Here is a 13,766-nt window from a genome sequence, read left to right as displayed (position 1 = left end):
TTATATTAAATCACTATTTTCAGTAAGGCCTAATTGACGAATTCGATAACCCAACTTTCGGAAGCGGGTATAAGGAGGCAACATTCCGGTATAAGTTTCTAGTACATCTCTTTCAGCATAATTGAGCAAGGTGAACAAGGGCGTTTTACCTACCTGATTTTTAAGTTTTTGGTATAAAATATTATTGGTTTCTTTCCATGAACGATCTGCCCGTAATACCAGAAGGTTTACATTGGCTTCTTGCAGCAAAGCGTTGGATACGTTGTAATTTTCCATATTGGGGTATTCAACTAAAACAATATCTTCTTCATTCAGAGAATACAATTCGTTTATGCTTTTGGCTAGCATATATTGAGAAGAATTGATATTAAAGTCTGCTTCCCAATTAATCACTTTAACTTTTAAACCCAAATTTTGCCAATAAGTAGCTAATTGATCGGCTATAAATGTTTTTCCGTTTTGTTTTTCAATGCTTAGGAAATTAACGATATAGGGCAGTCTTTCTTTTTTATGAGTAAAGTATTTGAATACAGCGCTGCTTAAATATTTGGTAGCAATCAATAGGCATGCGGTTCTGTATTTTGTGTATTTTTTGCTCTCTTTTGGGAAAGATGCCAGTAACTTACTACCCGTTAATCTTTCTGTGCGTATTTTATCACGCAAAGTACGATCGAGCAATTCAATAATTAAAAACAAGCCCACGATAAAAGCAATACTACCAAGTAGAGACATTAATACAATATTTTTTCTTCCATGTGGCTCGGGTTGAATGGGGTATGCCGGCGGATTTAATACTTTTAATGTAGCCGATGTCATTTCTAGGTTTTTCTTTCTCATCAATGCATCATTATAGCTTTTTAATAATGAAAGATAATTTTGTTCCGTGAAGTTAATACCTCTTTCTCTACGTTTAATAGTAGAGCCTACAGGAGCAAAAAAAGCATATTTTTCTTTAAGCTCTTCTTTGCTTTTTTTGACTACGTTCAAGCTGGCTTTTGCTTTTTCGAGAGCTAAGGTTTGTTCCAACCATTGACTTACAATGTTTGATTTAGCAATGCCTTCTTTTGATTGCTTGTTTTCAACATATCTGTCAGTAATAGACGATAATTCTTTAGTTGTTTTGTTTAGTTGATTCTTGTATTGGCTTAATGCCGTTATGTTACTATTCTCTTTGTTAAAAGACTCCATTTCTGATATTTTCCCGGTTAGCTCAGATGCTTCTTTTAGCTTGTTAACAAAGGAGATATTATTTAATAATTGCTTCGTATTGCTATCCATTTGTTTCTCTAATTCCTGTTTCATTATAAGAGAACTACTATATGCTAAAAGTACATCTTGTTCTCTTAGTTCAAACTCTTTGTTTATTGCAGCTATTTCTTTGGTTTCATCGTAATAGTTTATAATTCCTTTTTCAGTGTTATATTGTGTTAGTGAGTCCTCTGCCATGCGTAGTTCATGACCAATGCGAGCCAGTTCACTACGGAAATATTCAATGACTTTATCAGTTTCACCATACCGAATGTCTTTATATTCATTGACGAATTCTTTCATTAATATGTCAATGGTATTGTATGCAATGCCCGGATCATTTGAAGAATAACGTATAGTAAGCAAATCACTTGAGCCTTTGCGTAGAACTTGAATTTTTTTTAAAGCTCCATAACTGTAGTGTGGGTGATTCCAATAAAACAGGCCGTAAATGAAGTTGCTTTTATCAGGTTTTTCATACTTTAGCATGTTTTCAACTGTTTTGTCTTCACTGGTTTTATCAATAAGCGCTAATAAAGCTTGTCCATCGGGCCTATTAACTGTGCGGTTATATATTTCTCGATAATCTGCTGCTGTAATGTATTCATTATCTCTGTTTAGATCACCGTGAATCATGTTACGAGCATACAAACGGTAGGATACTCTTTTTAATGTAGTTTCTGCTAAAATAATATTAATAAAATTGTCGACAGTGTTATTACCGGCTTTGATGGTACGACCTAATAATTCTCCTTCTAAAGAATAACCGGATTGTTCACCGGTGAATACCGTAGATTCAACAGTATATGTACGTGTTATATTGCGAGTGGCATATATTACGGCTAGGGTAACGAGTGCACTTCCTATAATAACCCAAAAACGAATGCGGTATAGAAACCGGAAAATATACAATAAATATTCCATAGTATTTATTTTTTTATAATGGTTGAATGGGTGATTACTTCTAATATCATTAAACTTTTATTGAGTTCAGCCTTACTGTTTTCATAATTTTCGATGGCATGACTTTGGGTGCTTTTTTGAGTCGATAAATCTTTTGATTCAATGATACCGTTTGTGAAATCTTTTTCTGTAATTTCGTATTGTGCAGTTTCTAAGACAACAGCTTCAGCTCGAAGCTTCAACGTATTAAGTTGGGCATTTGCTGTTACATATAGTTGGATGATTTCACGTTTAAGTTCTTCAAACTTCATTTCTTTCTCTAGTTGAGCAGTTTTAACTAGCAGTTTTTGTCTTCTTACTCTGGGTACCAAATCAAATAAACCATCCAGAGGAATACTAACAGCGCCTCCAACTGTATAGTTTGTTTGTGCAGCAGTAGAATAGGTGCTTATGACCGGAGTTGTAATATCTGTAAAGGTAGCATCATTACTAAAAGTTCCATATTGGTAACTGCCACGAATACTAAAAAAACTCAAGAATGCTTTCCTTTCTTTGGCCAAAATTTTCTTTTCTATTTGTTCTTTCACCGCCGCTAATTGATAAATTGGCCCTTGTTTGGCATTTTCGAACAACACATCCAAAGGTGGCAACTTTAAGTTCAAATAGTCATTGGCTTGAAGATTGGAGTAGTCACTTACGGTAATTTCTTGTGCAATAAGCTTTAATGCACCGGTTTGCAATAGTAGCAAGGTTAAAAAAGATATCAGTATTCTATGGTTCATAGAGTCAATGCTTTATTGTATAATCTGATTATTTGTTGCAAATATACGCCTTTTTTCTTATTACGTAATTTTAAGTGATATTATTTTATGCCGTATTACTACAAATTAAAAGATGAAAAATGTAATTTTGCATCTTTCTTTTTTGTATTAATCACAAACGTTATAATGAATAAACAGATTTTAATGTCAATCGTTCTGGCTGGTTTTTGCTTCCAGGCACAAGCACAGCCTGATGGAGGGAGCATTTCGCCTCAGATGCTGAAAGAGATCAAACAGAGTTACGTGGGTACGCCTGCCGATAAGGCCATCCGCAATGCCATTTGCAACAACGACATACGCAAGTTGGCGCTAAATCAGGAGAACATGGTGGCTATGGACACATATTTCTCTAATAAAGTAGAGTCGAAGGGAATCACCAATCAACAGTCGTCCGGCAGATGCTGGCTGTTCACGGGACTCAACGTGTTGCGTGCCAAGATGATTGCCAAATACAACCTGGGTAGCTTTGAGCTTTCACAGTCGTACGTGTTCTTTTGGGATCAGCTCGAGAAAGCTAATTTGTTTCTGCAGGGGGTAATTGACACCCGCACCAAGCCTCTGGACGATAAGATGGTGGAGTGGCTCTTTAAAAATCCGTTGAGTGATGGCGGACAGTTTACCGGGGTGTCCGATTTGGTTAGTAAGTACGGACTGGTGCCCAAGGAGGTGATGCCCGAAACGAATAGCAGCGAAAATACGTCGCGCATGGCCGATTTGCTTTCGCTAAAGTTACGCGAATATGGCTTGCAGCTGCGCGATGAAGCTACCAAAGGGGCGAAGCCTGCCGCATTGGCTAAGAGCAAAACGCAGATGTTGGGCACGGTGTACCGCATGCTGGTACTGAACTTAGGTGTGCCGCCCACGGAATTTACCTGGACTCGCAAAGATGCCAAGGGAAACCCTGTTGACACGCAGACTTATACGCCGCTTTCTTTCTACCAGGCGTATGTGAACGAGGATCTCACTAATAATTATGTGATGGTGATGAATGATCCGAGCCGGGAATTTTATAAATGTTACGAGATTGATTTTGACAGGCACCGGTATGACGGTCGTAACTGGACGTACGTAAATTTGCCTGTTGAGGAGATTAAGCAGATGGCCATTACGTCCATCAAAGACAGTACCATGATGTATTTCTCGTGTGATGTGGGTAAGTTCCTGAACTCGGAGCGTGGGTTGCTCGATGTGAAGAACTATGACTATGCTTCACTGATGGGTACTGATTTTGCCATGAATAAGAAGCAACGCATACAGACGTTTGCCAGCGGGTCATCTCACGCCATGACGCTGATGGCTGTAGACATCGACAAGCAGGGGAATCCGAAGAAGTGGATGGTGGAAAACAGTTGGGGAGCAACCAATGGTTATCAGGGACATCTCATTATGACCGATGAGTGGTTTAATGAATACATGTTTCGCCTGGTTGTTGAGAAAAAATATGTTCCTGCCAAGGTGCTCGATGTGTTGAAACAGAAACCTGTGCGCCTGCCGGCATGGGACCCTATGTTTGCTTCGGAGCAGTAAACAGAGTGATAACAGGTACTTGCTGATAGGTTTGTACTGACGTTTTTATAGAATTTAAGGCGTATTAAGCGAAACTTTATAATTCGTGTACGCAAACGAAAAGAATTAAGGATTTATTTCTTTAATTCTTTTTGTTTTGCTATCAAATCACATTATTATTTATTACTTTTGCGGGCAAATTTATGAAACCATTATTTTATATAGCATGGCAAATGTAATAAAGTTACGTAAAGGCCTTGACATAAACCTGAAAGGAAAAGCAACCGAAGAGTTATTCTCTGTCAAAGAACCGGGGATATACGGGCTGGTGCCCGATGACTTTCCCGGAATAACTCCCAAAGTTGTGGTGAAAGAGCAGGAGTATGTAATGGCTGGAGGACCCTTGTTTGTAGACAAGAATCATCCTGAAGTGAAGTTTGTTTCTCCGGTGAGCGGGGTGGTTACCAGCGTAGAGCGTGGCGAACGCCGCAAGGTGATGTGCATCACTGTGCAAGCTGCCGAGGAACAGGATTTTGAAGAATTTGGTGTTAAGAAGGTGGCCGAACTATCGGCCGATGCTGTGAAAGCCGCGCTTATGCAAGCCGGCTTGTTTGCTTTTATGAAGCAACGTCCGTATGACGTGATTGCTGACCCTACGGTGGCTCCTAAAGCTATCTTCGTTTCGGCATTCGACAGCAGTCCGCTGGCACCCGACTTTGAGTTTGTGTTGAAAGGGGAGGAGCAGAATTTCCAAACCGGACTGGATGCGTTGGCTAAAATGGCGAAGACGTATCTGGGCATCAGTGCCAAACAAAAAGCGGCTGCACTTACTAATGCACAGAACGTAACCGTTACTGTGTTTGACGGTCCTCATCCGGCCGGCAACGTAGGGGTGCAGATTCATCATATCGATGCGGTTAACAAGGGCGAAACGGTGTGGACCATCGGAGCGCAGGAGGTTATCTTCATCGGACGTTTATTTAATACCGGTCGGGTGAACTTTACCCGCACAGTGGCCGTTACGGGATCTGAAGTGTTGAAACCGGCATACTGCAAACTGGCTGTTGGGGCTTTGCTTACCAACGTATTTGCAGGCAATGTGAAGAAGGAACGCGAGTTGCGCTACATCAGCGGTAACGTGCTTACCGGCAAACAGGTTTCTCCAAACCAGTTCCTGGGTGCTTTCCATAGTCAGCTGACTGTGATTCCCGAAGGTTCTGAGGTGCACGAACTGGCCGGATGGATTATGCCGAGATTCAATCAGTTCAGTGTGAATCGTTCTTATTTCAGCTGGATTCTCGATGCGTTCAAGAAACGTGAGTATGTGCTCGATGCTCGTATCAAAGGGGGTGAAAGGCACATGATTATGTCAAATGAGTACGATCGCGTGTTCCCGATGGACATTTTGCCGGAGTATCTGGTAAAGGCTGTCATTGCGGGCGATATCGATCGCATGGAGCAATTGGGTATTTATGAGGTGGCACCCGAGGACTTCGCTTTGTGCGAGTTTGTGTGTTCGTCGAAAGTACCCGTACAGCGCATTGTTCGTGAGGGTCTCGATGCTCTTCGCGCTGAGATGTGCTAATCACTAATTGATAACTAACTGAAAAATTATAAATGAAAGCGTTAAGAAATTATCTCGACAAGATAAAGCCGAACTTTGAAGAGGGAGGCAAGTTCCACGCATTTCACTCGGTGTTCGACGGGTTTGAAACGTTCTTGTTCGTGCCCAACCGCACTGCGAAATCGGGAACTCATATCCATGATGCGATTGATAGCAAACGCATCATGTCGATGGTGGTAATTGCCTTGATACCGGCGCTATTGTTCGGTATGTACAACGTGGGTTACCAGCATTTTACTCATACAGGAGCTCAGGGCGGTTTCTTGGAAATGTTTGCTTACGGTGCTCTGGCTGTTTTGCCTAAACTGGTTGTATCTTATGTAGTGGGTCTGGGCATCGAATTTGTGATTGCTCAATGGAAGAAGGAGGAAATTCAGGAAGGGTTCCTGGTATCGGGTATCTTGATTCCGATGATTGTTCCGGTTGACTGTCCGCTGTGGATTTTGGCTGTGGCTACTGCATTTGCTGTTATATTCGCCAAAGAGGTATTTGGCGGTACGGGTATGAACGTGTTCAACGTGGCTTTGGTGACACGTGCGTTTTTGTTCTTCGCTTATCCGACTAAGATGTCGGGTGATGCCGTTTGGGTATCGGGCGAAAGCATCTTCGGATTGGGTAAATCGGTCGACGGACTTACTGCGGCTACTTCTCTCGGGGTGGCTTCAACAGCGGTTGATCCTAACGGTTATCCGGCTTTCTCATGGGACATGGTTACGGGTTTGATTCCGGGTTCTATCGGTGAAACAAGTGTGATAGCTATCTTACTGGGTGCGGCTGTGTTGTTGGCAACAGGCATTGCAAGCTGGAAGGTTATGTTCTCTGTTTTCGTGGGTGGATCGTTCATGGCGTTTGTGTTTAGCACCATCGGTCCTGATACGGCTATGGCCAACATGCCTTGGTATGAACACCTGGCATTGGGTGGTTTCTGCTTCGGTGCTGTGTTTATGGCTACCGATCCTGTTACTGCAGCGCGTACCGAAACGGGTAAGTATATTTATGGTTTCCTGATTGGTGCCATGGCTATCATTATTCGTGTGCTTAACCCGGGTTATCCCGAAGGTATGATGCTTGCTATCTTGTTGATGAATATTTTTGCTCCGCTCATTGATTACACGGTGGTGCAAGGTAACATCGGCCGCAGAGAGAAACGTGCAACTAAGTCAAACAACTAAAACCGGAAGATGATGAATACAAATAGTAACTCTTATACTATTATATATGCTTCGGTAATGGTTGTTATCGTAGCATTTGTGCTGGCATTTACTTCTGCATCACTCAGAGATACGCAGAATAAGAATGTGGAGCTCGATAAGATGAAGCAGATTCTGCATGCGCTGAACGTGGATACCAAAGGGCAAGATGCAGAGAAAGTGTACAAAGAATATGTGAAAGCTGATCAGATTCTGAACGCTGCCGGTGAGGTGGTTGCTCAGGAGGGTGGCTTTAAAATTGATATGAAGGCCGAGTTGGCTAAACCGCTTGAAAAGCGTCAGCTTCCGCTGTATGTTTGCCAGGTGAACGGCCAAACTAAATATGTGTTGCCGCTTTATGGCGCCGGTTTGTGGGGACCCATCTGGGGGTATGTAGGGTTGAATGACGATAAGGATTCGGTGTTCGGCGTTTACTTCTCTCACCAAGGTGAAACTCCGGGATTGGGTGCGGAAATCAGTACGTCTGCTTTCCAGGCTCAGTTTGCCGGCAAGAAGGTGATGAAGGATGGTGCTGTGGCACTGGCCGTTGAGAAGAATGGTAAGGTTACTGAACCTGATTATCAGGTTGACGGTATTTCAGGGGGTACAATTACTTCGAAGGGGGTAGATGCCATGCTGAAGGTATGCCTGAGCCAGTATGACAAGTTTTTAACTGCAAATAAATAAGGAGGGAAATAGAATATGAGCCAATTGTTTTCTAAAAAGAATAAAGAAGTATTCTCTGCCCCGATTAGCATGAACAACCCGGTTACCGTACAGGTATTGGGTATCTGCTCGGCCTTGGCTGTTACGGCCAAATTGGAGCCGGCTATCGTGATGGGTTTATCGGTAACAGTGATCGTGGCATTTGCCAATGTGATTATTTCATTGTTGCGCAACACCATACCGAACCGTATTCGTATCATTGTTCAGCTGGTGGTTGTGGCTGCGCTGGTTACTATCGTTAGTGAGGTGCTGAAGGCGTTTGCGTATGACGTAAGTGTGCAGCTTTCCGTATATGTGGGCTTGATTATTACCAACTGTATCCTGATGGGTCGTTTGGAGGCTTTTGCCATGGCCAATGGTCCTTGGGAGTCTTTCCTCGATGGTTTGGGCAACGGTTTGGGATATGCCAAGATTTTAGTGATTGTAGCTTTCTTCCGTGAGTTACTGGGTTCGGGCGCGTTGTTTAACATCCGCATCATTCCTCAGTCTTTCTACGACTTGGGCTACATTAATAATGGTTTGATGCTTATGCCGCCTATGGCACTGATTATTTGTGCCTGCATCATTTGGTATCAACGGAGTAAGAACAAAGCTTTGCAGGAAAAGTAACCTAAATTCTTGGAAATTATGAATGATTATTTGAGTTTATTTGTCAAGTCGATCTTTGTCGACAATATGATCTTCGCATACTTCCTGGGAATGTGTTCTTACCTGGCGGTTTCGAAGAATGTGAAAACAGCATTGGGATTGGGTATTGCAGTTACTTTCGTGTTGGTTGTGACGCTTCCCGTTAACTACTTGCTGGAGAATTATGTGCTGAAAGCAGATAAGATTATTGAAGGTGTTGATCTCAGCTTCCTGAGTTTTATTCTTTTCATTGCGGTGATTGCAGGTATTGTGCAGCTGGTTGAAATGGCGGTGGAGAAATTCAGTCCGTCACTGTACGCTTCACTGGGTATTTTCCTCCCTCTTATCGCTGTGAACTGTGCCATCATGGGTGCTTCTCTCTTCATGCAACAAAGACATTTTGTTGATATGGGTGAGGCGGTATCTTACTCTTTAGGTTCGGGTGTGGGCTGGCTGCTGGCAATTGTCGGTTTGGCTGCTATCCGCGAAAAAATGGCTTACTCTGATGTGCCTGCTCCGCTTAGGGGACTGGGTATTACTTTCATCACGGTAGGACTGATGGCTATGGCCTTTATGTGTTTCTCAGGATTGAAGTTATAATTAATAAAAAGGAAATATACAATGACGTCTTTAATACTTGCGAGTGTAGGGGTTTTCCTTGGAGTGATTCTCCTGCTCGTCATTATACTTCTTATTGCTAAAAGGTATCTTTCTCCTTCCGGAAAAGTAAAGGTGACCATCAACGGCGAGAAGGAAGTAGAGGTAGAAGTGGGCTCAAGTCTGCTGTCTACGCTGGCTGAAAACAAAATTTTCTTACCCTCGGCTTGTGGTGGCGGTGGTTCGTGCGCACAATGCCGTTGCCAGGTAGAAGCGGGTGGAGGTGAAATTCTGCCTACCGAGAAAGTGCATTTTTCTCGTAAAGAACAACAGGCAAACTGGCGCCTTGGATGCCAGGTGAAGGTAAAACAGGACATGGAAATCAAAGTACCCGAAGCGGTACTGGGCGTGAAGAAATGGGAGTGCGAAGTGGTGTCAAACAACAACGTAGCTACTTTCATCAAAGAGTTTGTGGTGCGTTTGCCTAAGGGTGAACACCTTAACTTTGTGTCGGGTGGTTATATTCAGATTGATATTCCGAAATATGACATCAAGTATGCTGATTATGAAATAGAAGACCGCTTCCGTGGCGATTGGGATAAGTTTAAAATGTGGGATCTTACTTGTAAAAACGAGGAAGAAACTATGCGTGCTTATTCTATGGCCAACTATCCGGCTGAAGGAGACATCGTGATGCTCAACGTGCGTATCGCTACTCCTCCGTTTGACCGTGTAAATGGTGGTTTCATGAATGTACCTCCGGGTATTTCTTCTTCATACATCTTCTCACTCAAACCGGGTGATAAGGTGATGGTATCGGGTCCGTTCGGTGAATTCCATCCGATTCTGGATTCTGGCAGAGAAATGCTTTACGTTGGTGGTGGTGCGGGTATGGCTCCGCTACGTTCGCACATTCTGCACTTGCTGAAGACTTTGAAAATCACCGATCGTAAGATTTCTTATTGGTATGGTGCCCGTTCAAAGAACGAAATCTTCTACGAGGAAGATTTCCGCGAACTGGAGAGAGAGTTCCCGAACTTCTCGTTCCACATTGCGCTGAGCGATCCGTTGCCTGAGGACAACTGGACTGGTCCGGTTGGTTTCATCCATAACGTGATTCTGAACAATTACCTCAAAGACCATGAGGCACCCGAAGATGTAGAATACTACATGTGTGGTCCCGGCCCGATGGCTAAAGCTGTTGAAAAGATGCTTTACGATTTGGGTGTACCGCGTAACATGTTGATGTTCGATGACTTCGGAGCTTAATCCGGTTATCTGAATACACACAATAGCAGAAGGCTGCTTCGTCCTTGTAACGGTTTACCTGAACAAGGAGGAGCAGCCTTTCTTCTTTTATTTTTATTCTTTTGCTTGCTCAGTATATTAGCGTATTCTTACTTAATTTAGTTCTTCCCCCTTTTTGATGCGCTTTAAAATAACCCCATCTTTTTATATTCTGCATGCTTGCGTGAATCAGCTTAATTTAGCACTTTCCCCTTTTGTGCGTACTCTCTGCTGCTCCCTTGTTCTCTATTTCTTCCCGTTTTCCCTCGTTTTGTCAAAACAATGCCGTACCTTTGTTGCGTAAAGAAATAAGGATGGAAAAGAAGACTCAAATTGTACGTGCGGCTTTGGCTGCCTTGAAAATAGAAAAACTAAACCCTATGCAGGAAGCTGCGTTGGCTTGCGCTGCAGGCGAACGCGAGGATGTTATTTTGTTGTCGCCTACGGGCACCGGCAAAACACTGGCCTATTTGCTACCGTTACTTCAGCTGTTGAAACCGACCGATGACGCTATACAGGCAATGATACTAGTTCCCTCTCGCGAATTGGCATTGCAAATTGAAACCGTTTTTAAAGACATGAATACGCCGTGGAAAGCTGTTTGCTGTTACGGTGGGCACCCTATTGCCGAAGAGAAGAAAAATATGCTGGGCAACCGTCCGGCTTTAATTATAGGTACGCCGGGACGTATCACAGACCATTTGGGGAAAGGAAATTTCAACCCCGACACCATTCATACGTTAGTGATTGATGAATTCGACAAATCACTGGAGTTTGGTTTCCAGGATGAGATGGCTGAAATTATTAACCAGTTGCCGGGTCTTGCAAAGCGCATGCTTTTATCGGCTACTGATGCTGCCGAAATTCCACAGTTTACCGGTATCGATAACCGGGTAATCAGGCTCAATTATCTTTCTCCCGATGGCGAAGAGTCTGAATCACGCCTTCGCCTGATGAAAGTGATATCTCCTGCGAAAGACAAAATTGATACGTTGTTTGCCTTGCTTTGTTCGCTGGGAAGCAGCTCGAGCATTGTGTTCTGCAACCACCGCGATGCAGCCGATAGGGTAGGTGCTTTGCTGGCTGAAAAGGGACTTTACAACGAGGTGTTTCATGGTGGCATGGAACAACCCGACCGGGAAAAGGCGCTTTATAAGTTCAGAAACGGCAGTTGTCACGTGTTGGTTTCTACAGATTTGGCTGCTCGTGGATTAGATATTCCCGAGGTGGAGCACATCATTCATTATCATTTGCCGGTCAATGAGGAAGCGTTTACCCATCGCAACGGACGAACAGCTCGTTGGGATGCCAGCGGAACGTCTTATATCATTCTGCATGCAGAAGAAGTTTGTCCGACTTATGTGCCTGAAGACACGGAGGTGTATCAATTACCCGACAATCCGGCTCGTCCGCCCCAACCGCTGTGGGCTACTATATATATAGGTAAAGGGAAAAAGGATAAGCTGAACAAAATTGATATTGTGGGTTTCCTTTATAAAAAGGGGAATTTAGGCAAGGAAGATGTGGGCCGCGTGGATGTGAAAGAGCATTATGCTTTCGTGGCAGTGCGTCGCAGCAAAATAAAGCAACTGTTTACCTTGATTCGGGGAGAAAAAATAAAGGGAATGAAGACTCTAATTGAAGAAGCAAAATAATAGCACGATGTTGTGTGCGATAACGCTCATAATAATATGCTTTGTCTGTTTTTGTTTTGTGACAAAACTGCTCTGAGGTCATCTTTTTTTTATGAAACATTATTTGGCAGCATCTTTCTCATTAATATGTCCGTCAGGTATATATTTTTGATTTGCATATTTATGTGTTTGTTCTTGTATAATAGTAATAATCAGTTTGTTATACGTGTTTCTTTGTTTTGATTAATTCATCTTTTTATGCGCATTCCATTGAGTTTACCCGACTAACAATCTGGTGTATAAATACTGTATAAACCAATAAAAAGAAAGGTAAATAGCCTTAGTGATTATAATTTTATAGAGAAACGTTTGGCGTAAGGGAAATATTTTGTAATTTCGCAGCGTCTTAAGACTTCTAATAACTGAAATTGTATAACAAAAACCAACTTTCAAATGAAAAAGCATAATTTCAATGCCGGACCTTCCATACTTCCTCGCGAAGTAATAGAGGATACTGCAAAGGCCATTTTGGATTTTAATGGGTCTGGTCTCTCTCTGATGGAAATCAGCCACCGTGCTAAAGACTTCCAACCTGTGGTTGACGAAGCGGAAGCGTTGTTTAAGGAACTACTTAACATTCCCGAGGGTTACTCGGTGCTCTTCCTGGGTGGTGGTGCCAGTTTGGAATTCTGCATGGTACCTTTCAATTTCCTTGAGAAGAAAGCAGCTTACCTCAATACCGGTACATGGGCAAAAAAAGCAATGAAGGAAGCCAAAGGCTTTGGTGAAGTTGTTGAAGTTGCCTCTTCAGCCGATGCTAATTACACATTTATCCCGAAAGACTACACAATCCCAACCGACGCAGACTACTTTCACATTACAACCAACAACACAATTTTTGGTACAGAGTTAAAGGAAGATCTTAATTCGCCGATTCCTGTCGTAGCCGACATGTCTTCGGATATTTTCTCACGCCCTATCGACGTATCTAAATACGCTTGTATTTATGGTGGTGCACAAAAGAATCTGGCTCCTGCCGGTCTTACTTTTGTTATTGTGAAGAATGACGCGCTGGGTAAGGTGTCTCGTTACATTCCTACAATGTTGAGCTATCAAACTCACATTGATAATGGTTCGATGTTTAACACACCTCCTGTAGTACCTATTTATGCTGCATTGCAAACACTGAAATGGGTTAAAGCTCAGGGTGGCGTAAAAGAGATGGAACGCCGTGCCATTGAGAAAGCCGATTTGCTGTACAATGAAATTGATCGCAACAAACTATTTGTGGGTACTGCTGCCGAAGAAGATCGTTCCAGAATGAACATCTGCTTCGTTATGACTCCCGAATACAAAGAACTGGAAGCCGATTTCTTGAAGTTCGCTACAGAAAGAGGTATGGTGGGTATCAAAGGTCACCGTTCGGTGGGCGGTTTCAGAGCTTCGTGCTACAATGCCCTCCCAAAAGAAAGTGTTCAGGCTTTAATAGATTGCATGCAGGAGTTTGAAAAACTGCACTAAGCAACCTTATTAATATAATTTTCACCACAGATTGTACGAGGGCGCAGATGAATAATAATCTGTGAAAATGCCTTGTGTAATC

At 42.7% G+C, this 13,766-nt stretch carries 11 protein-coding genes; 9 read left to right on the top strand and 2 right to left on the bottom strand.

Annotation, left to right across the window (positions count from 1 at the left end):
• On the bottom strand, nt 1–2,172 hold the full coding sequence (locus tag C511_RS16965) for a GumC family protein (RefSeq protein ID WP_034782658.1): 2,172 nt from the start codon (nt 2,170–2,172) through the stop codon (nt 1–3).
• Between the two features lie 5 nt (nt 2,173–2,177).
• Entirely contained in the window at nt 2,178–2,933 is a 756-nt protein-coding gene (locus C511_RS0114365) for a TolC family protein (protein WP_034782562.1), read from the bottom strand.
• A 165-nt stretch (nt 2,934–3,098) separates the two neighbouring features.
• On the opposite strand from C511_RS0114365, the gene C511_RS0114360 reads away from it, so the two are divergent.
• The 9 genes from C511_RS0114360 to serC all read left to right on the top strand — a co-directional run bounded on the left by C511_RS0114360 (nt 3,099) and on the right by serC (nt 13,684).
• Nucleotides 3,099–4,499, top strand: coding sequence for a C1 family peptidase (locus C511_RS0114360; protein WP_024995689.1), 1,401 nt, complete (start codon nt 3,099–3,101; stop codon nt 4,497–4,499).
• A gap of 205 nt (nt 4,500–4,704) precedes the next feature.
• A complete protein-coding gene (locus C511_RS0114355; protein ID WP_024995688.1) occupies nt 4,705–6,063 on the top strand; it encodes a Na(+)-translocating NADH-quinone reductase subunit A in 1,359 nt (452 codons plus the stop codon).
• A 32-nt stretch (nt 6,064–6,095) separates the two neighbouring features.
• A complete protein-coding gene (locus C511_RS0114350; RefSeq protein ID WP_024995687.1) occupies nt 6,096–7,274 on the top strand; it encodes an NADH:ubiquinone reductase (Na(+)-transporting) subunit B in 1,179 nt (392 codons plus the stop codon).
• A gap of 12 nt (nt 7,275–7,286) precedes the next feature.
• Nucleotides 7,287–7,979 carry a Na(+)-translocating NADH-quinone reductase subunit C gene (locus C511_RS0114345; protein ID WP_024995686.1) on the top strand — a complete coding sequence of 231 codons (693 nt, stop codon included), beginning with the start codon at nt 7,287–7,289 and terminating at the stop codon, nt 7,977–7,979.
• Between the two features lie 15 nt (nt 7,980–7,994).
• Nucleotides 7,995–8,627: an NADH:ubiquinone reductase (Na(+)-transporting) subunit D gene (locus C511_RS0114340; protein ID WP_024995685.1), complete on the top strand. Its 633-nt coding sequence runs from the start codon at nt 7,995–7,997 to the stop codon at nt 8,625–8,627.
• An 18-nt stretch (nt 8,628–8,645) separates the two neighbouring features.
• Nucleotides 8,646–9,245 (top strand): NADH:ubiquinone reductase (Na(+)-transporting) subunit E, encoded by a 600-nt coding sequence (gene nqrE / locus C511_RS0114335; protein WP_024995684.1) that lies wholly within the window; start codon nt 8,646–8,648, stop codon nt 9,243–9,245.
• A 21-nt stretch (nt 9,246–9,266) separates the two neighbouring features.
• A complete protein-coding gene (gene nqrF, locus C511_RS0114330; protein WP_024995683.1) occupies nt 9,267–10,511 on the top strand; it encodes an NADH:ubiquinone reductase (Na(+)-transporting) subunit F in 1,245 nt (414 codons plus the stop codon).
• A 332-nt stretch (nt 10,512–10,843) separates the two neighbouring features.
• Nucleotides 10,844–12,184 carry a DEAD/DEAH box helicase gene (locus C511_RS0114325; RefSeq protein ID WP_024995682.1) on the top strand — a complete coding sequence of 447 codons (1,341 nt, stop codon included), beginning with the start codon at nt 10,844–10,846 and terminating at the stop codon, nt 12,182–12,184.
• Nucleotides 12,185–12,616: 432 nt separating this feature from the next.
• Nucleotides 12,617–13,684, top strand: coding sequence for a 3-phosphoserine/phosphohydroxythreonine transaminase (gene serC / locus C511_RS0114320; protein WP_024995681.1), 1,068 nt, complete (start codon nt 12,617–12,619; stop codon nt 13,682–13,684).
• Nucleotides 13,685–13,766: the final 82 nt, after the last annotated feature.

The sequence above is a fragment of the Bacteroides graminisolvens DSM 19988 = JCM 15093 genome (genome assembly GCF_000428125.1).
GTDB lineage: Bacteria > Bacteroidota > Bacteroidia > Bacteroidales > Bacteroidaceae > Bacteroides > Bacteroides graminisolvens.
The sequence above is the reverse complement of the archived record's forward strand: the minus strand, read 5'-3'. Positions and strand labels throughout refer to the sequence as shown.